Below are 17,641 nucleotides of genomic sequence, written 5' to 3' on the forward strand. Positions count from 1 at the left end.
TCGCCCGTGGGCGGGGCGGACGGCGGACGGCTGTTCGTCGGCGGCAGGTTCGCGACGCCGGACGCCGGTGTCGCGGACGGGTGGCTGCTCGTACGGGACGGCCGTATCCACTCCCTGGGCACCGGCGCCCCGCCCGGCGGGCCGGACATCACGGTGGATCTGGACGGGCGCCTGGTCGTGCCGGGGTTCGTGGACCCGCACTGTCACGGCGGGGCCGGCCACTCGGTGTACACGGGGGATCCCGCCGCCGTACGCGGGGCGGCGGCGGGTCATCTCGCGCGGGGCACGACCAGCATGCTGGCGTCGGTCGCGACGGTCGAACCGGCCGCGATGGAGGACGCCGTACGTACGATCGCGTCCGTCATCGACGACGGGTCCGCGCCGAACCTGGTCGGCATCCACCTCGAGGGGCCGTTCCTGTCACCGGCGCGGCGCGGCGCGCAGACCCGCACCGCGCTGCGCGCCCCCGACCCGGAGCTGATGGCGCGGCTGCTCGACGCGGCGGGCGGGCACGCGGTGTCGATGACCGTGGCACCGGAGTTGCCGGGCGCGCCGGAGATGATCCGGCGGTACGCGGACGAGCTGGTCTGCGCTCTGGGCCACACCGACGCCGACGCGGCCGGGTTCTCGCGGGCCGCCGATCTCGGTGCGCGCGCGGTGACGCATCTGTTCAACGCGATGCCTGCGCTGCACCACCGGGAGCCGGGGCCGGTCGCCGCCGCGCTGCTCGACCCCCGGCTGGTCTGCGAACTGGTCCTGGACGGGCACCACCTGGCCGACGACACCGTACGCCTCGCCCACCGGGTCGCGGGCCCCGACCGGCTCACGCTGGTCAGCGACGCGATGCCGGCGGCGGGCATGCCGGACGGGGACTACGCCTTCGCGGACCGCGAGGTGGACGTCAGGGACGGGGTCGCGAGACTGCGCGGCACGCAGACGCTCGCCGGATCGACGCTGTTCGTGGCAAAGGCGTTCCGCAGGGCGGTGTCCTCGGTGGGGATCCCCCTGCCGGACGCCGTCCGGATGACCTCGGCCACGGCGGCCCGACTGCTCGGCCTCCACGACCGGGGCGAGCTGCGCCCCGGACTGCGCGCGGACCTGGTCGAACTGGATCCGGCCCTGCGCCCGGCCAGGGTCTGGCTCGGTGGCGCACCGGTGGAGTGAGCGGGGTGGACGCCCGTGAGCCCGGCCGGATGTGAAGGACCGTCGGGGGCCACGTGACGGTGGTGTGCGGGCCGGGTCGGCCGGGTGGCCGGGGGGAGCGCGGGCCGGGCGGGGCGCCGGGGCCGCGGGGGCGGGGGCTCGGAACCGGCGCGAATGCCCCGTCGCCGTGGAAACAGACCACTCTCCGGCCCGGAAACCCCCGCGCGGGGCGCCCGTCCGGCCGCGTCGTCCAGGCGTACGTGTGACAACGATCGGCCCCTTCCCCGGTGCCGTGGTTCGGGCCCGTGCACGTATCTCGATAGGCTGAGCCCGGACCGACGCGAGGAGGATCAAGGACGATGGCAGGCAACACGGACCCGCTGTCGCCACGGGCCAAGCTGGCCGTGACGGCAGGCAAGGCCGCAGCGGCGGTGTCGCGCGCTGCGGGGCGCGGCAGCGGATCGGTGATCGGCGGCAAGGTGGCGTTGCGGCTCGACCCGGATCTGCTGGCGGCTCTGGCGCAGCATCTGGACGTCGTGCTGGTGTCGGCGACGAACGGCAAGACCACCACGACACGGTTGATCGCCGAGGCCCTGCGGGCCAGCGGACCCGTGGTGTCGAACGCGCTGGGCGCGAACATGCCGGCCGGTATCACCTCCGCCCTCGCGGGCGGCTCGGACGCCAGGTACGGCGTGATCGAGGTGGACGAGAAGTATCTCGCCGGTGTCGCGCGCGACACGACGCCCAAGGCGATCGCCCTGCTCAACCTCTCGCGCGACCAGCTCGACCGCGCCGCTGAGACCCGCATGCTCGCCGAGCACTGGCGCGAGGGGCTGGCCGGCACCAAGGCCGTCGTCATCGCCAACGCCGACGACCCGCTGGTCGTGTGGGCCGCCTCGTCGTCCCCCAACGTGGTCTGGGTCGCGGCCGGTCAGGAGTGGAAGGACGACGCCTGGTCCTGCCCCGCCTGCGGCGGTGTGATGCAGCGTCCGGGCGACGACTGGTTCTGCGGCCAGTGCGGTTTCCGCAGGCCCGCCCCGAGCTGGGCGCTGCACGGCGACCACGTCCTGGACCCGCACGGTTCCGCCTGGCCGATCCACCTCCAGCTGCCCGGCCGCGCGAACCGCGCGAACGCCGCCACCTCCGCCGCCGTCGCCGCCACGTTCGGTGTGCCGCCGCAGGTCGCCCTGGAGCGCATGTACCAGGTGCAGGCGGTCGCGGGCCGGTACGACGTGGTGTCCTTCCTCGGCCGTGACCTGCGGCTGCTGCTGGCGAAGAACCCGGCGGGCTGGCTGGAGACGTTCTCGCTCATCGACCCGCCGCCCACGCCCGTCATCCTCGCGGTCAACGCCCGTGGCGCGGACGGCACGGACACCTCCTGGCTGTGGGACGTCGACTACACCCGGCTGGCCGGTCACCCGATCTTCGTCATCGGCGACCGCAAGCTGGACCTGGCCGTGCGGCTGGAGGTCGCGGGCCTGGACTTCCGGGTGTGCGCGACCGCCGACGAGGCCGTGCAGATGGCGCCGCCCGGACGTATCGAGGCGATCGCCAACTACACGTCGTTCCAGGACCTGCGCCGCCGCGTCGGCAACTGAGACGGCCGGCGATGGACACAGACGTACTCGGAGAGGGACGAGCGAGCAATGAGTGACAACAGTCTGCGGCTGGTGTGGATCTACCCGGACCTGCTGAGCACGTACGGGGACCAGGGCAACGCCCTGGTGGTGGAGCGCCGGGCCAGGCAGCGCGGGCTCGATGTGACACGGGTGGACGTGCGCAGCGACCAGCCCGTGCCGACCTCCGGCGACATCTATCTCATCGGCGGCGGTGAGGACCGGCCGCAGCGGCTGGCCGCCGAGCGGCTGCGCCGGGACGGTGGTCTCAACCGGGCGGTGTCCAACGGTGCCATCGTGTTCTCGGTCTGCGCCGGTTACCAGATCCTCGGCCACGAGTTCGTCAACGACCTGGGCGAGCGGGAGGGCGGTCTGGGACTGCTCGACGTGATCTCGACCCGTGGCGAGGGCGAGCGGTGCGTCGGGGACGTGCTGGGTGACATCGACCCGCACCTGGGACTGCCGCCGCTGACGGGTTTCGAGAACCACCAGGGCGTCACCCATCTCGGCCCGAGCGCACGGCCGTTCGCGCGGGTGTCCCTCGGCCGGGGCAACGGCACGGGTGACGGCACGGAGGGCGCGTACAACGACACGGTGTTCGGTACGTACATGCACGGCCCCGTCCTGGCCCGGAACCCGCTGATCGCCGACCTGCTGCTGAAGCTGGCGCTCGACGTGAACGCGCTGCCGCCGGCGGACGACCGGTGGTACGAGGCGCTGCGCGCCGAGCGCATCGCCGCCGCTACGCAGCCCGTGTGACATCCCCCGTTCAGCCGGGGGGCGTCCAGCAGTCGGACGCCTGGTTCGGTCCCGCCACCCCGCGCCGGTAGGGTGGCGGGGATTCAGCCGGACGACGTGGTCCGGCCGTCGGCCCACGTTGCAAAGGTTCTCCGGGCAATGCGAATTGGTGTACTCACCTCCGGGGGCGACTGCCCCGGTCTCAATGCGGTGATCCGGTCCGTGGTGCACCGCGCCGTCGTCGACCACGGCGACGAGGTCATCGGCTTCCACGACGGCTGGAAAGGCCTTCTGGAGTGCGATTACCGCAAGCTCGACCTCGACGCCGTCGGCGGCATCCTGGCTCGTGGCGGCACGATCCTCGGTTCCTCCCGCGTCCAGCCCGCGCATCTGCGTGACGGTGTGGAGCGCGCCAAGGGGCACGTGGCCGACCTCGGTCTCGACGCGATCATCCCGATCGGCGGCGAGGGCACGCTCAAGGCGGCCAGCCTCCTCTCCGAGGCGGGGCTGCCGATCGTCGGCGTGCCGAAGACCATCGACAACGACATCTCCTCCACGGATGTGACCTTCGGTTTCGACACGGCCGTCGGTGTCGCCACGGAGGCTCTGGACCGGCTGAAGACGACCGCCGAGTCCCATCAGCGGGTGCTGATCGTCGAGGTCATGGGCCGGGAGACGGGCTGGATCGCACTGCACTCGGGCATGGCCGCCGGTGCGCACGCGATCGTCGTCCCGGAGCGCCCCTTCGACATAGGGGAGCTGACCGAGCTGGTCGGCAAGCGCTTCTCGGCGGGCAAGCGCTTCGCGATCGTGGTGGTCGCCGAGGGCGCCAAGCCCCGTGAGGGCTCGATGGAGTTCGACGTCGGCGGCAAGGACATCTACGGGCACCAGCGCTTCGCGGGTGTGGCCAGGCAGCTCTCCGTGGAGCTGGAGGAGCGTCTGGGCAAGGAGGCGCGGCCGGTGATACTCGGCCATGTCCAGCGCGGCGGGACGCCCACCGCGTACGACCGGGTGCTCGCGACCCGCTTCGGCTGGCACGCGGTGGAGGCGGCGCACCGCGGTGAGTTCGGCATGATGACGGCGCTGCGCGGCACGGACATCCTGATGGTGCCGCTCGCGGAGGCCGTGGAGACGCTGAAGACGGTGCCCGCGGAGCGGTACGCCGAGGCGGAGTGCGTGCTCTGAGCGGCTGAACCAGTGCGTTGGTACGACGAACCGCCCCCGGCCGCGAACGGCGCCGGGGGCGGTTCTACTCTGGTCCCGGGTGCGGACACTTCGCACCATTCAGGATCGTCTCGGATCATCCCAGCGGGAGAGCACGTATGGATCACGGCGGGCACGGCACGACGATGGATCTGCCGCCGTTCACGCTGAGCCGCGCGCTGGAGTTCTCACCCGACGCCTTCTTCGTCGTCGGGTGTCTGCTGGCGCTCGCGCTGTACGGCTGGGGTGTCGTGCGGCTCCGCTCGCGGGGCGACGACTGGTCGCCGGGCCGCACCATCGCCTTCGTGCTCGGTGTGCTGAGCGTGGCGCTGATGATGTGCACCGGGCTGAACGACTACGGCATGGTCATGTTCAGCGTGCACATGGTCCAGCACATGGTGATCAGCATGGTCTCCCCGATCCTGCTGCTCCTCGGCGCGCCGGTGACGCTGGCGCTGCGGGCGCTGCCGGTCGCGGGCCGGGGGCGCAAGGGGCCGCGTGAGCTGCTGCTGGCGGTGCTGCACAGCCGGGTCGTGCGGTTCGTGTCGCATCCCGTCTTCACGATCCCGCTGTTCATCGCGAGCCTCTACGGCCTCTACTTCACCCCGCTGTTCGACTTCCTCATGGAGTCGAAGCCGGGGCACATCGCGATGATGGTGCACTTCCTCACCGTCGGGCTGGTCTTCTTCTGGCCGATCATGGGTGTGGACCCGGGGCCGCACCGGCCCGGCTATCTGATGCGGATGCTGGAGCTCTTCGCCGGGATGCCGTTCCACGCGTTCTTCGGGATCGCGCTGATGATGGCGAGCGAGCCGATGGTGCGGGCGTACGAGAATCCGCCCGCGTCCCTGGGCATCGACGCGCTCTCCGACCAGAACGCCGCGGGCGGCATCGCCTGGGCGTTCAGCGAGATCCCGTCGGTCCTGGTACTGATCGCGCTGGTCTACCAGTGGTACCGCTCGGACCAGCGCCAGGCGAAGCGTTCGGACCGGGCCGCCGACCGGGACGGTGACAAGGAGTTGGCCGCGTACAACGCCTACCTCGCGTCGTTGCAGGCACGCGGACAGTAGCGCGGAAGCCACCTTTCGGGTGACGATGGTCTTTACGGCCACGGCCAGGAGGAGGACGCACATGTCCGGATCCGGATCCACGAAGGCGATGGGGATACTCACCGTCGGTGCGCTGGTGGTCGTGACGGCCTACACGGCGGCACTGGGGAGCAGCGGCTGGCTCTGGTTCGGGTGGGTGGTCCTGGGTCTGGTGACGGTGGCGATGGTCGCCTCACGGGGCAACTGACGCCGCGCCCGGCTCCGGCGTCCGTGTGTCGTCGAGGTTGTTCTCCACCCAGGCGCGCAACTCGCCGAGCGGCACGGCCACTCCACGGCCCAGCGACGTGAGCTCGTACTCGACGTGGAGCGGGACCGCCGGGTAGACGGTGCGGTCCACGAAGCCGTGGTCCGTCAGGCGGCGCAGGGTGCTGGTGAGCACCTTGGGGCTGACCCCCTGGAGCCGCCGCTGGAGCGCGCCGAAGCGCTGGGGGCCCTCTTCTAGCGCGCCGATGGCGAGCGCGGCCCATTTGTTGGCGAGCAGGCCGAGGACGTCCCGGCAGGGGCACTGGGCGGCGTAGACGTCGTGCTTGTCGTGCCGGCCCGTCGTACACGGGTGAGCCATGGGATCCGTCTCCTCGCACCGCCGGACTTCATACTTTCCTTTGGATAGTAGTGTCCCTTGCGGGTTACCAGTACCCGGAGGGTACGTTTTCGGTGTCGAAGATCCACCGCACTCTTCCAGGGAGCTTGACCCATGAGCAGTGAGCCGACGATGCGCGCGATCACCCAGGACTCCCTCGGCGGACCCGAGGTACTGCGCGTCTCCGAACGTCCGCGTCCCCGGCCGGTCCCGACGGAGGTGCTGGTACGGGTGCACGCGGCGGGCGTGAACCCGGTCGACTGGAAGTCCCGTGAGAGCGGCGGCATCGCCGGTCTTCTCGGCGAGCCGCCCTTCGTCCTGGGCTGGGACGTCTCCGGCGTCGTGGAGGAGGTCGGCTTCGGGGTGCACACCCTGAAGGCCGGCGACGAGGTGTACGGGATGCCGTGGTTCCCGCGGCCGGCCTCCGCGTACGCCGAGTACGTGACGGCACCGTCGCGGCAGTTCGCTCTCAAGCCGCGCATGGTCGGCCACGACACCGCGGCGGCCGTACCGCTGGCCGGGCTGACCGCCTGGCAGGCGCTGGTGGACGCGGCGCGCGTCGAGGCGGGGCAGCGGGTGCTGGTCCACGCGGCGGCGGGTGGCGTGGGGCACCTGGCGGTGCAGCTCGCCAAGCACCTGGGCGCCCATGTCATCGGCACGGCGAGCGCGGCCAAGCACGACTGGCTGCGCGAGCTGGGCGCGGACGAGGTCGTGGACTACACGAAGGTCCGCTTCGAGGACGCCGTGAGCGACGTCGACACCGTCATCGACCTGGTCGGCGAGGGGCACGACTCGACGACCACGCGCTCGCTGGAGACCCTGCGGCCGGGCGGCACGATCGTGGCGGTCCCGTCCGGCGTCGCGCCGGAGGTGCTGGAGAGCGCCCGTGCGCGGGGGCTGAACGCGACCGCGTTCCTGGTGGAGCCTGACGGTGCGGCGCTCACCCGGATCGCCGGGCTGATCGACCGAGGAGTGGTGCGTGTGGAGGTGGCGGACGTGCTTTTGCTGGCGGAGGCCGCCGAGGCGCACCGCCGCGTCCAGGAGGGACGCACGCGCGGGAAGATCGTGCTGAAGGTCAGGGACTGACGGAGCGTCGACCGCCGCCGCGGTGGGGCGCGTCGGCCGGTCAGCGGAGCAGGAACAGCTTGCCCACGAGCTTGCCGATCCGGTTGCGCGGGCCGACGAGGGCGACCGCGTGATACGTGAGGTCCTCGTGCTTCGTACCGGCGAGCAGGTCGAGGTACTCGTCGTAGATCCGCGACGTCTGGGCGGGCTCGGGCATGTCGACCACGAGGACGTCCTCCTTCGCGGCCGCCTTCTCCCGCAGGGCGTGGAGGGTGGCGGTGTCCGCGGCCAGGACGGAGCAGCCCGCCCAGGGCAGCCCGGGATGCACATGGCCCGATCCGTCGCGGCCGTCGCGGCCGTCGCCGCCGAGCAGGTCCGGCAGGGCCCTGCCGACGGCGGCGGCCGTACACGCCGCCGCGTTCACCGCACGCCCGGCGGGCAGGTCCTGGTCGACGACGATGACCCACTTGAGCGGGGCCCGGCGGGTGGAGAGGTCGGTCCGTACGGTGACGGCGTGCCGAGTCATCGGGCTGTTCGTGACATCGGGCCCGCACGACTTCCTCCTGCACGTGGCCGTCCCGAACGTGGACGGGCTCTACGCCTTCGTCATCGACCGCCTCACGGAGCGGCGCGAGGTCGCCGACGTACAGACGACGACGGTCTACGAGCACGTGCAGTCCCGGTCCGTCTCCCGCCCCGCCGGGGAGAGCCGGCGCCGGGGAGCCGGCCGACGGCGAGAGACGTAGGCAGGGACGCGCCGCCGGTGATCAGGCGGCCCTGTCCACCCGGGCGGGAGCCTTGCCGTTCATCTGCTGTGCCGCGTCCTGGTCCTGCCCGGCCGGCGCGCGCGTCGAACCGGTGTGGCCCTGGAGCGAGTTGAGGATGGTCATGCCCTGGCCGGCCAGCCCGGCCGCGACCTCGTTGACACCGTCGGTGCCGTTGAGGACGGTGAGGTTGGAGTCCGCCAGACCCTTGGCCGCCGAGTCCACCAGCTCCGGCAACACCTCCACGACCCTGTTGGCCGCCAGGAGTTCCTCGTTGCCGTCGCGCAGCGAGACCGCCCGCGCGGTGTTCGCGTCGGCCTGCGCCTGCGCGAGGGTCCGCCTGCGGTACGCCTACGCGTCCGCCGGGCGCCTGACCTCCGTCTCCAGCCGCTGGGCCGCCAGCATGGCCTGCCGCTCCGCCAGCGCCGTCACCGCGCGCACCGTCAGCCGGATGCCCTGCTGGGTGACGACTGGGTGTCCTGGACCTGTCGTTTGGAACACGGTCGGTCACCAGCACCCGGACGTTCGTGCCGATCGGCCGGTCGGACCAGGCCGCGTACGCCTCCGAACCTCCGCGCACGGCCACCAGGACTTCCCCGGGGCCGCCGGGCGGGATCGGGAAAACCAGCGGAAATGCCGTGGTGACCACGGCGACCGCCTCGACCACCACGGTGGCCTGCTTCTCGCCGTACCAGAGCGGCTCGTACATGTTCGGAATCGGTCCGAGATTGCGGGAGGGGACCGCCGGACGGGCCGGTGATCAGTAACCGCCGCCGTTGTTGTTCTGGGGCTGGGTGGTGACCTTCTTGCCCTCGGGGTTCATGATGAACCACTTGGCGCCGAAGGCGTTGACGTCCTGACCGTTGACGTCACCGGCCTTCTTGTCCGCCTCGAACCGGTACAGCGGGCGCCCGTTGTACGTCACCTGCTCGGAGCCGTCGTCGCGCTTCGTCGTGCTGAGCAGATCGGCCTTGAGGCCCTTGCCCGCGGCCGGCTTCGACTTGACGGTGAACGGCGGCCAGGCCGCGGCGCAGGAGCCGTTGCACATCGACTTGTTCTTGGTGTCCTTGTCGAACTCGTAGAGCGTCATGCCCTTCTCGTCGACCAGCATCTTGCCGAACTTGCCGTTCTTCACGTCGACGGCGGGCGCGGCCGACGAGGACGCGGCCGGGAGCACGTCGGCTTCTTCGCGGCTGGTGACGTCGGTGCCGCTGTCCGTACCGCTGGCGCTGCCGTTGTCGCCACCGCCGTTCGAACACCCGGCCGCCACGGTGGCGATCAGCAGGGCTGAGGCCAGCCCGGTGACTGTCCCGGTGTGCCGTGTCATCAAGGACTCCTCGGTCGTCGGCCGCCCGCACGGGCAGCACGCGGCCCGCCCGGTCGGGGCCGCCAGCCCCAGTGCACAGGAGGGCGGGCGGACCGGCCACCTGGGCGGTCCCGTCCGGAGTGCGGTCCGGACGGGACCGAGGAGTACGGGGCGTACGGGCGGGGCCGGGCGCCGGTCAGACCTCTTCGAAGTAGGCGTCCAGCACCACGTCGAGTTCGGCGGTCCACTCCTTGAGGCTGCTCCGGGAGGGTGCGTCGACCTCCGACTGGTAGTGGCGGCGGCCGGTCGTGTGCAGTGTGACGGTGAACCGGCGGCCGAACCGGGGGGTCTCGACCTCCACGGCGCCGATCTCGTCCCAGCCGAACTCCGCCTCCTCCTCGTCCAGCGTGAGCCGGATGCCGGTGCGGCCGGCCGTCATCGAGGCGCGGCGGTCGCTGACTTCGAAGACCGGCCCCTCGGTGTCCAAGTCCGTGCCGGAGTCGAGGTCCGTGCCGGAGTCGTCGGAGGCGTCCTTCGTGAAGGCGACCGCCTCGTCCGCCTCGTCCTCGGCCTTCGGGTCGGCCTCGTCTTCGGCCTGCGCGCGAGGCGTCCGCGCCTCTTCGGCCGCTCCGGGTTGCTCTTCGGTCACCTCTTCGTCGGCGGCCTCCTGAGCGACGTCCTTGGCGGCGTCGTCGGTCTCCTCTGCGAGGCGGGGTGCCATGAGCCCAGGGATGTATCCGGGATCGGTCCCCGCGGCGGGTACGGGCTGGATTATCGGATCGATGCGCTCCACGGCTGGCAGTATGGCCGATAAACCTGTGCGAGGAACACTCGGTCCACCGACGACCACACAATCACCGCGATCCCGGCGAACAAGTCCGCGGCCGGACCGAGTTGCCGGCCACCCCGAAGTCGGCGGAGTGGGGGGACGAAGTACGAGGCAGGCCTCGGCTTCTGCCCTGGAGGGGCGTCAACCACAACACGGGGACCGGCTATTGGGGCGGGACCGGCGCCCTTGCCTGCCGGTGGCGGGCGCAATGCGAGCCGGTGAATCCCGCGGTGCCCGTTACGAGTGGTGAGTTCCGTGCCGGCAACCCCGGGCAAAGGCACGCCGATTTGCCAGACATTGGCCTGAAAGCAGGGGCGTAATCGCCTGGTGTCCCCAATGGTGGCCGATGGGCGGGGGGCGGCGGGGGAAGGCTCCGTCGCGGCCGGTGAACTCGTCGCGGGCGCCGGGCGGTGCCGGGCCGCCGGGAGGGAATAGTCTCTCCGAGGCCTGGCACACCGCTACCCCAGAGCCGTCCGGAGAGTTGGGAGCGACACCGTGTTCTACTACGTCCTGAAATACGTCCTGTTGGGTCCGCTGCTGCGACTTCTTTTCCGGCCGAGGATCCAGGGGCTGGACAATATCCCGGCGGACGGTGCCGCCATTGTCGCGGGAAATCATCTGTCGTTCTCCGACCACTTCCTGATGCCCGCCATCATCCGGCGGCGCATCACCTTTCTCGCGAAGGCCGAGTACTTCACCGGGCCCGGGGTCAAGGGACGCCTCACCGCCACGTTCTTCCGCAGCGCCGGTCAGATCCCCGTCGACCGGTCCGGCAAGGAGGCCGGCCGGGCGGCGATCCGGGAGGGGCTCGGGGTGCTCGGCAAGGGTGAACTGCTCGGGATCTACCCGGAGGGCACGCGCTCGCACGACGGACGGCTCTACAAGGGCAAGGTAGGGGTCGCGGTGATGGCCATCAAGGCGCAGGTGCCGGTGGTGCCGTGCGCGATGGTCGGCACGTTCGAGATCCAGCCCCCCGGTCAGAAGATCCCGAACATCAAGCAGGTCACGATCCGCTTCGGCGAACCGCTGGACTTCTCCCGCTACGCGGGGCTGGAGAACGAGAAGGCGGCCGTCCGCGCGGTGACCGACGAGATCATGTACGCGATCCTCGGCCTGTCCGGTCAGGAGTACGTGGACCGGTACGCCGCCGAGGTGAAGGCCGAGGAGGCGGAGCGCGCGCCGACGAGGAAATTCCCGCGCCTGCGACGCTGACCTCCGCCGACGTCCGCCGATGTGAAGGAGGGGGCGGCGGCCTTTTCAGGCCGCCGCCCCCTCCCCGTCACCGGTGCTCCCCCTGCCCTACGGCTTGGGCGTGGCGTGCGGCGCGCACGTCACGTCGCGGCGGTCGAGCTCGCCGCTGAGCAGATACGACTCGACCCGGTCGTTGATGCACGGGCTCGCCACATTGGTGATTCCGTGCGAACCGGCGTCCCGCTCGGTGATCAGGCGTGAGCCCTTGAAGCGCTTGTGCAGCTCGACGGCGCCCCCGTACGGGGTGGCGGCGTCGCGCTCGGACTGCGCGATCAGTACGGGCGGCAGGCCCCGGCCCGTCTTGACCTCGACCGGTGTCTGCTGCTCCACGCCCCAGGTGGCGCAGGGCAGGTTCATCCAGGCGTTGGCCCAGGTGAGGAACGGGTGGTCGCGGTGGAGCCGGGTGTTGTCCCGGTCCCAGGTGCGCCAGCTCGTGGGCCACTTGGCGTCGGCGCACTCGACCGCGGTGTAGACGGCGTTGCTGTTCTCCGCGCGCGCGTTGCCGACCGTGTCGGACAGGTCGGGTGCGGCGGCGTCGACGAGCGCCTGGGTGTCTCCGGCCAGGTACTTGCTCCAGGTGTCGGCGACCGGCACCCAGCTGGAGTCGTAGTACGGAGCGCTCTGGAACAGACCGATGAGTTCGGCCGGTCCCACGACGCCGCCGATCGGGTCCTTCTCGGCGGTGGCGCGGAGCTTGTCCCACTGCTTCTCGACCTTGGCGACGGTGTCGCCGATGTGGAACGCCGCGTCGTTCTCGGCGACCCACTTCTTCCAGTCGTCGAAGCGCTTCTCGAAGGCGACGTCCTGGTCCAGGTTGGCCTGGTACCAGATCTTCTCCTTCGACGGGTTGACCACGCTGTCCAGCACCATGCGTCGCACATGGGACGGGAAGAGCGTGCCGTAGACGGCGCCCAGGTAGGTGCCGTAGGAGACGCCGACGTAGTTGAGCTTCCTGTCGCCGAGCGCGGCCCGCAGGACGTCCAGGTCACGCGCGGTGTTGGGCGTCGTCATGTGCGGCAGCATCCAGCCGCTGCGCTCCTTGCAGCCGTCCGCGTACTCGGCGGCGAGCTTGCGCTGGGCGCGCTTGTCGGCCTCACTGCCGGGGACGGGGTCGGCCTTGGGAGCCTTGACGAACTCCTGCGGGTCGACGCACGAGATGGGCGTCGAGCGGCCCACACCGCGCGGGTCGAAGCCGACGAAGTCGTAGGCCTTCGCGGCGTCCGCCCAGATGGCGTTCTTGGTGACGACACGGCGCGGGAACGCCATTCCGGAACCGCCGGGGCCACCGGGGTTGTAGACGAGGGAGCCCTGACGCTCACTCGCGCCGCCCGTGTTGCCTATCCGGTCGACGGCTATCTTGATCTGCTTGCCGTTCGGACGGGCGTAGTCGAGCGGAACGCTCACGTAGCCGCACTGGATCGGCTTCTCCAGGGCCCAGTCGGCCGGGCAGTCCGCCCAGTCGATGCCCTTCCTCGCGGCCCGCTCGGCGGCGACCTCGGCGCCGTGTGCCTGAGCGCTCCGGGTCTTCTGCTCCGCGCTCCGCGCCTGCGAGCCGTCGGCCGCGCGGCCGACGGCGCTCGCCGACGAGGCGGCGAGCGTGGTCGCTATGAGCGTGCCCGCGAGCAGAGTGCCTGCCGAGCCGAGTAGTGCTGTGCGTCTCAAGTGGTACCTCCCCCTGTGTGGCGCGCCGCGCGCTGCGGCGCTGTTCGTAGGGATACCGAGGGGATCCTTCCGTCTCCGGGCAGGTCGGGGCCAGGTCATGGCGCTGATTCTTTGCCGAACCGATAGCCGGTGAACCCGGTTCCGCTCAGCGGTACATGTCCGCCAGGGCGTCGTCCAGGACCTGTCGCAGCGCTCGGGCGTCCGGCGCGAGGGCGGTCACCAGTGCGCCGGGACCGCTGAGCGCGGTGAGTACGGCGGTGTCGCCGAGCAGCCGGGGCGCCACCGGCTTCCCCTCGAACTCCGGTGCCACCATCAGGAGTTGGCCGACGGCGCGGTGGCCGCCGATGACCGCGCCACCGTCCCAGCCACCAGGGGCGCCGGGCCCGAGGGCAAGTTGCTGGTCCAGCAGCGGGCGGCCCGTGTGGTGCACGGTGAGCCGGGAGGTGAAGGTGCCGGGTGCCTCCCCGTGGCGGCCGAGGATCAACTCCTCGCGCAGCACCAGCCGGGCGGCGGGGCCGAGTTCGACACGGGTGCGCGTGCGCAGGTCACTGCCGGTGACGGAGATGAGCTGCTCGGGCAGCCAGTGCAGTACGGCGCCCGCGCCGACCGTCAGACGTACGTCGTAGCCGGCGTGGTCGGCGGGCTCGTCACCGGCGCGGTGGCCGGGCAGCGCGATCATGGCCGCCGCCGCGTCCACGGTGAGGGCTGCCCCGTCGCGTACCACCGCCTCCAGGGCGAGCCGGTCACCGCCGAGGGGTGCGCTCATCGCGCCGACGACGGTGACGCGCACGTGGGCGGAACCGGTGGCCGCCCGCGTACGGCGCAGTGCCAGCGGGCCGGCGCTCTCCAGCACCGGCAGGGCGGTGCCGCCGCGCCCGTCCGGCGCGGCGGTGATCCGGGCGGTCGCGTGGACGCTCATGCGGTCCAGGCGGTGAATCGCGCGCGTACCCAGTCGGCCACCGGGGCCACCCCGTCGGGGCCGGTGAGGGAGGTGAACAGGACGGGCAGTTCGCCGCGCTGCTCCTTGGCGTCGGACGCCATGCGCCCGAGGTCCGAGCCGACGTACGGCGCGAGGTCGGTCTTGTTGATCACCAGCAGGTCCGAGGTGGTGACGCCGGGGCCGCCCTTGCGGGGGATGTCGTCGCCGCCGGCGACGTCGATGACGAAGATCTGCGCGTCCACCAGGCCCTTGGAGAAGGTGGCGGTGAGATTGTCCCCACCGGACTCGACCAGGATCAGATCGAGCGGTCCGACGGAGTCCTCCAGGTCTTCGACGGCTTCGAGGTTGGCGGAGATGTCGTCGCGGATCGCGGTGTGCGGGCAGGCCCCGGTCTCGACGGCCTGGATCCGCTCGGCGGGCAGCACGGCGTTGCGCAGCAGGAACGCCGCGTCCTCCCGGGTGTAGATGTCGTTGGTGACGACGGCGATGGACAACTGGTCGCGCAGGGCGCGGCAGAGGGCCGCGACGGTCGCGGTCTTGCCGGAGCCGACGGGCCCGCCGAGGCCGATGCGCAGGGCCCGCCGCGTGCCGTCGGGGCGCGCGGCTCCCGCGCCGTGGCCGTGCGGGTCGAGATACGGGTCGGTGTACGGGTCGGCGTGGTCGAGGTGCACGGTGCGGCTCCTTCGTGGTCGTGCGGGCGTGCGGACGGACAGGCGGGTGACCGGGTGTTACGAGGCGAAGAGGCGCACCGCCCAGGCCGCGTGAGCCTCGGCGGTGATGTCGAGCAGTGGCGCCGACGCGGCGGGCAGGGCGCCGGGGCCCTTGCGTACGGCGCGGTGCGCGGTGGCGACGGCGTGCAGTGCGGTGGCGTCGATGTCGGGTGCCAGCCGGGCCAGGACGGCGGTCGCGTCGAAGGGGTCCAGGCTGAGCAGCCGTACGGCGGCGGTGGCCGGGCCGCTGACCGTCTCGTACAGGACGCAGTGCGCGGCGTCCTCGGGTCCGAGGCCGGCCGAGCGTGCGGCGAGGCCGAGGACGATCGGCTGGTGGGCCCCGCGCGGGCGTGCCGCCGCCAGCGCGTCGAGTTCGGGGCCGGGCCAGGTGGCGCGTGCGGCGCGCATCATCTGGCGGCCGAGTCTGCGGGCGGTGGCGCGCAGGGCGGGTGAGGGGGTGCGTGCGTCGGCGGCCTCGTCGAGCGCGAGGGGGTCGACGCCGAGTACCGCCGCCGCGGCGAGCGCGGCGGCGGTGAGGCCGGTGGTGTGGAGCCGGCCCCGGCAGAAGGACGCGAGGTCGCGGGCGTCGGTGAGCCGCCCCGCGCGGACGGCCGCCTCGGCGCCGCCCGAGTGGGCGTGGCCGCCGGCCGGAAACCGGCCGTCGGCGAGGACGAGCAATGCGGCGCGGCTCATCAGAAGAGGAAGTAGCGCTGCGCCAGGGGCAGTTCGGCGGCGGGTGCGGGTTCGACCACATCGCCGTCGATCGTCACCGTGAAGGTGTCGGGGTCGACCTGGACCCGTGGCAGGGCGTCGTTCTGCCGCATGTCGGCCTTGCCGACGGAGCGGGTGTTCCCGATGGGCACGAAGCGTTTGCCGAGGCCGAGGCGTTCGGGCAGGGCGTCCTCGATGGCCTCCTGTGCGACGAAGTTGACGGAGTTGGCCGCCGGGGCCGTGCCGGTCGCGCCGAACATGGGCCGGGGCATGACGGGTTGCGGGGTGGGGATGGAGGCGTTGGCGTCGCCCATCTGCGCGTACGCGATCTGGCCGCCCTTGATGACCAGTTGGGGTTTCACGCCGAAGAACGCCGGGTCCCACAGCACGAGATCGGCGAGCTTGCCGGTCTCGACGGAGCCGATCTCGTGGTCGAGGCCCTGTGCCACGGCCGGGTTGACGGTGTATTTGGCGACGTAGCGGCGGACCCGGTGGTTGTCGGCCCGGCCGTCGCCGGGCAGTGCGCCCCGGCGTTTCTTCATCACGTGCGCGGTCTGCCAGGTCCGCAGGACGACCTCGCCGATGCGGCCCATGGCCTGTGAGTCGGAGGAGATGATCGAGATCGCTCCGAGGTCGTGCAGGATGTCCTCGGCCGCGATGGTGGACGGTCTGATCCGTGACTCGGCGAACGCCAGGTCCTCGGGGACGGCGGGGTTGAGGTGGTGACAGACCATCAGCATGTCGAGGTGTTCGTCGATGGTGTTGACGGTGTGCGGCCGCGTCGGGTTGGTCGAGCTGGGCAGGACGTACGGCTCGGAGACCACGGTGATGATGTCGGGGGCGTGACCGCCGCCCGCGCCCTCCGAGTGGTACGCGTGCAGGGTCCGCCCGGCGACGGCGGCGAGTGTGTCGGCGACGAATCCGGCCTCGTTGAGCGTGTCGGTGTGGATGGCGAGCTGTACGCCGGTCTCCTCGCAGACGCGGAGGCAGGCGTCGATGACGGCCGGGGTCGCCCCCCAGTCCTCGTGGATCTTGAACCCGAGGGCGCCGCCCCGCAGTTGGGAGTACATGGCGTCGCGCGACATCGTGTTGCCCTTGCCGAGCAGCCCGATGTTGACGGGGGCCGACTCCAGGGCGGCGAACATCCGTGCCAGGTGCCAGGGGCCCGGGGTGACGGTCGTCGCCTTCGTTCCCTCGGCGGGTCCCGTACCGCCGCCGACGAGTGTGGTGATGCCGGAGGAGAGCGCCTGGTCGACGAGGGTCGGGGAGATGAAGTGGACGTGGGCGTCGACGGCTCCGGCGGTGAGGATCTTCCCGTTGCCCGCGATGATCTCGGTCTCGGGTCCGATGACGAGATCGGGGTGGACGCCGTCCATGGTGTCCGGGTTGCCGGCCTTGCCGATGCCGGTGATACGGCCGTCCCGGATGCCGATGTCGGCCTTGACGATGCCCCAGTGGTCGATGATCACGGCGCCGGTGAGCACCGTGTCCGGGGCGCCCTCGGCCCGCGTCGTACGCGACTGGCCCATCGACTCGCGGATCACCTTGCCGCCGCCGAACACCGCCTCGTCCCCGGCGAGTCCGGGGCCGCCGGAGCGGTCCTCCTCGATCTCGACCAGGAGGTCGGTGTCGGCGAGCCGGATCCGGTCGCCGGTGGTGGGGCCGAAGAGGTCGGCGTAGACGGCTCTGCTCAGCTCAGGCATCGAGGGGGCCTCCACTCTCGCCGCGCAGGCCCGGTACGACGCGGTGCCCGGCGAGCGGGACGAGTTCGACGTCGACGGGGATGCCGGGCTCGAACCGTACGGACGTGCCGGCGGCCACGTTCAGGCGCAGGCCGTGCGCGGCGGTGCGGTCGAAGCGCAGGCCGGGGTTGGTCTCGGCGAAGTGGTAGTGGGAGCCGATCTGGACGGGCCGGTCGGCGGCGTTGAGCACGGTGAGGCGGGTGACGGGGCGGCCCTCGTTGAGAGGAACAGCGTCGTCGGCGTGGAGGATCTCTCCGGGAATCATGGCGGCG

21 protein-coding genes are annotated in these 17,641 nt (G+C 71.7%); 9 read left to right on the forward strand and 12 right to left on the reverse strand.

All coding sequences use genetic code 11. The features are described 5' to 3' along the window. The first annotated feature begins 6 nt into the window (after window positions 1-6). The 6 genes from nagA to SSPS47_RS34695 all read left to right on the forward strand — a co-directional run bounded on the left by nagA (window position 7) and on the right by SSPS47_RS34695 (window position 5,996). Complete coding sequence (gene nagA / locus SSPS47_RS03015) at window positions 7-1,164, forward strand: N-acetylglucosamine-6-phosphate deacetylase (protein ID WP_203557771.1); 1,158 nt, start codon at window positions 7-9, stop codon at window positions 1,162-1,164. 338 nt (window positions 1,165-1,502) lie between these two features. Further along, window positions 1,503-2,741, forward strand: a complete 1,239-nt coding sequence (locus SSPS47_RS03020; protein WP_078078556.1) for a MurT ligase domain-containing protein — start codon at window positions 1,503-1,505, stop codon at window positions 2,739-2,741. 48 nt (window positions 2,742-2,789) lie between these two features. After that, on the forward strand, window positions 2,790-3,518 hold the full coding sequence (locus tag SSPS47_RS03025) for a glutamine amidotransferase (RefSeq protein ID WP_147875850.1): 729 nt from the start codon (window positions 2,790-2,792) through the stop codon (window positions 3,516-3,518). Between the two features lie 138 nt (window positions 3,519-3,656). Then, a complete protein-coding gene (locus SSPS47_RS03030; protein WP_147875851.1) occupies window positions 3,657-4,682 on the forward strand; it encodes a 6-phosphofructokinase in 1,026 nt (341 codons plus the stop codon). A 137-nt stretch (window positions 4,683-4,819) separates the two neighbouring features. Beyond that, window positions 4,820-5,770: a cytochrome c oxidase assembly protein gene (locus SSPS47_RS03035; RefSeq protein WP_147875852.1), complete on the forward strand. Its 951-nt coding sequence runs from the start codon at window positions 4,820-4,822 to the stop codon at window positions 5,768-5,770. 61 nt (window positions 5,771-5,831) lie between these two features. Next, window positions 5,832-5,996, forward strand: a complete 165-nt coding sequence (locus SSPS47_RS34695) for a hypothetical protein (protein ID WP_187280182.1) — start codon at window positions 5,832-5,834, stop codon at window positions 5,994-5,996. Here the strand turns inward: SSPS47_RS34695 and SSPS47_RS03040 are convergent. Next, window positions 5,982-6,371, reverse strand: a complete 390-nt coding sequence (locus tag SSPS47_RS03040; RefSeq protein WP_147875853.1) for a helix-turn-helix domain-containing protein — start codon at window positions 6,369-6,371, stop codon at window positions 5,982-5,984. The two genes, SSPS47_RS34695 and SSPS47_RS03040, sit on opposite strands and share 15 nt — an antisense overlap. A 132-nt stretch (window positions 6,372-6,503) precedes the next feature. Here SSPS47_RS03040 and SSPS47_RS03045 point away from each other — a divergent pair, with 132 nt between their 5' ends. Next, entirely contained in the window at window positions 6,504-7,475 is a 972-nt protein-coding gene (locus tag SSPS47_RS03045; protein ID WP_203557772.1) for an NADP-dependent oxidoreductase, read from the forward strand. A 40-nt stretch (window positions 7,476-7,515) separates the two neighbouring features. Here the strand turns inward: SSPS47_RS03045 and SSPS47_RS03050 are convergent, their stop codons facing one another. Beyond that, a complete protein-coding gene (locus tag SSPS47_RS03050) occupies window positions 7,516-7,980 on the reverse strand; it encodes a DUF2000 domain-containing protein (protein ID WP_164248508.1) in 465 nt (154 codons plus the stop codon). A gap of 10 nt (window positions 7,981-7,990) precedes the next feature. Between SSPS47_RS03050 and SSPS47_RS03055 the strand changes: the two genes are divergently transcribed. Beyond that, complete coding sequence (locus SSPS47_RS03055) at window positions 7,991-8,200, forward strand: Lrp/AsnC ligand binding domain-containing protein (protein WP_239064751.1); 210 nt, start codon at window positions 7,991-7,993, stop codon at window positions 8,198-8,200. A 21-nt stretch (window positions 8,201-8,221) separates the two neighbouring features. Here SSPS47_RS03055 and SSPS47_RS03060 read toward each other — a convergent pair whose 3' ends face one another. From SSPS47_RS03060 to SSPS47_RS03075, 4 genes are all read right to left on the reverse strand, one after another. Continuing rightward, the gene (locus tag SSPS47_RS03060; protein WP_164248510.1) at window positions 8,222-8,464 is read right to left on the reverse strand and encodes a hypothetical protein; all 243 of its coding nucleotides are present in this window, start codon (window positions 8,462-8,464) and stop codon (window positions 8,222-8,224) included. Between the two features lie 105 nt (window positions 8,465-8,569). Then, entirely contained in the window at window positions 8,570-8,719 is a 150-nt protein-coding gene (locus SSPS47_RS03065; protein ID WP_164248512.1) for a hypothetical protein, read from the reverse strand. 259 nt (window positions 8,720-8,978) lie between these two features. Then, the gene (locus SSPS47_RS03070; RefSeq protein WP_164248514.1) at window positions 8,979-9,545 is read right to left on the reverse strand and encodes a hypothetical protein; all 567 of its coding nucleotides are present in this window, start codon (window positions 9,543-9,545) and stop codon (window positions 8,979-8,981) included. A gap of 175 nt (window positions 9,546-9,720) precedes the next feature. Next, window positions 9,721-10,317 carry a hypothetical protein gene (locus SSPS47_RS03075; protein ID WP_164248516.1) on the reverse strand — a complete coding sequence of 199 codons (597 nt, stop codon included), beginning with the start codon at window positions 10,315-10,317 and terminating at the stop codon, window positions 9,721-9,723. Between the two features lie 531 nt (window positions 10,318-10,848). Between SSPS47_RS03075 and SSPS47_RS03080 the strand changes: the two genes are divergently transcribed. Continuing rightward, on the forward strand, window positions 10,849-11,565 hold the full coding sequence (locus SSPS47_RS03080) for a lysophospholipid acyltransferase family protein (protein WP_164248518.1): 717 nt from the start codon (window positions 10,849-10,851) through the stop codon (window positions 11,563-11,565). Between the two features lie 87 nt (window positions 11,566-11,652). Here the strand turns inward: SSPS47_RS03080 and SSPS47_RS03085 are convergent, their stop codons facing one another. The 6 genes from SSPS47_RS03085 to SSPS47_RS03110 form a co-directional block, all read right to left on the reverse strand. Further along, complete coding sequence (locus SSPS47_RS03085; RefSeq protein ID WP_239064752.1) at window positions 11,653-13,266, reverse strand: alpha/beta hydrolase; 1,614 nt, start codon at window positions 13,264-13,266, stop codon at window positions 11,653-11,655. A gap of 145 nt (window positions 13,267-13,411) precedes the next feature. Then, a complete protein-coding gene (locus SSPS47_RS03090; protein ID WP_164248522.1) occupies window positions 13,412-14,185 on the reverse strand; it encodes an urease accessory protein UreD in 774 nt (257 codons plus the stop codon). Continuing rightward, window positions 14,182-14,877, reverse strand: a complete 696-nt coding sequence (gene ureG, locus SSPS47_RS03095) for an urease accessory protein UreG (RefSeq protein WP_164248524.1) — start codon at window positions 14,875-14,877, stop codon at window positions 14,182-14,184. The genes SSPS47_RS03090 and ureG overlap by 4 nt, the downstream gene beginning before the upstream one ends. A 57-nt stretch (window positions 14,878-14,934) precedes the next feature. Continuing rightward, window positions 14,935-15,609 (reverse strand): urease accessory UreF family protein, encoded by a 675-nt coding sequence (locus tag SSPS47_RS03100; protein ID WP_164248526.1) that lies wholly within the window; start codon window positions 15,607-15,609, stop codon window positions 14,935-14,937. Then, window positions 15,609-17,330 carry an urease subunit alpha gene (locus tag SSPS47_RS03105; protein ID WP_147875866.1) on the reverse strand — a complete coding sequence of 574 codons (1,722 nt, stop codon included), beginning with the start codon at window positions 17,328-17,330 and terminating at the stop codon, window positions 15,609-15,611. Before SSPS47_RS03105 ends, SSPS47_RS03100 begins: the two co-directional genes overlap by 1 nt. Continuing rightward, the gene (locus SSPS47_RS03110) at window positions 17,323-17,634 is read right to left on the reverse strand and encodes an urease subunit beta (RefSeq protein WP_164248534.1); all 312 of its coding nucleotides are present in this window, start codon (window positions 17,632-17,634) and stop codon (window positions 17,323-17,325) included. The genes SSPS47_RS03105 and SSPS47_RS03110 overlap by 8 nt, the downstream gene beginning before the upstream one ends. Window positions 17,635-17,641: the final 7 nt, after the last annotated feature.

Origin of the sequence: Streptomyces sp. S4.7 (genome assembly GCF_010384365.1) — a bacterium.
GTDB lineage: Bacteria > Actinomycetota > Actinomycetes > Streptomycetales > Streptomycetaceae > Streptomyces.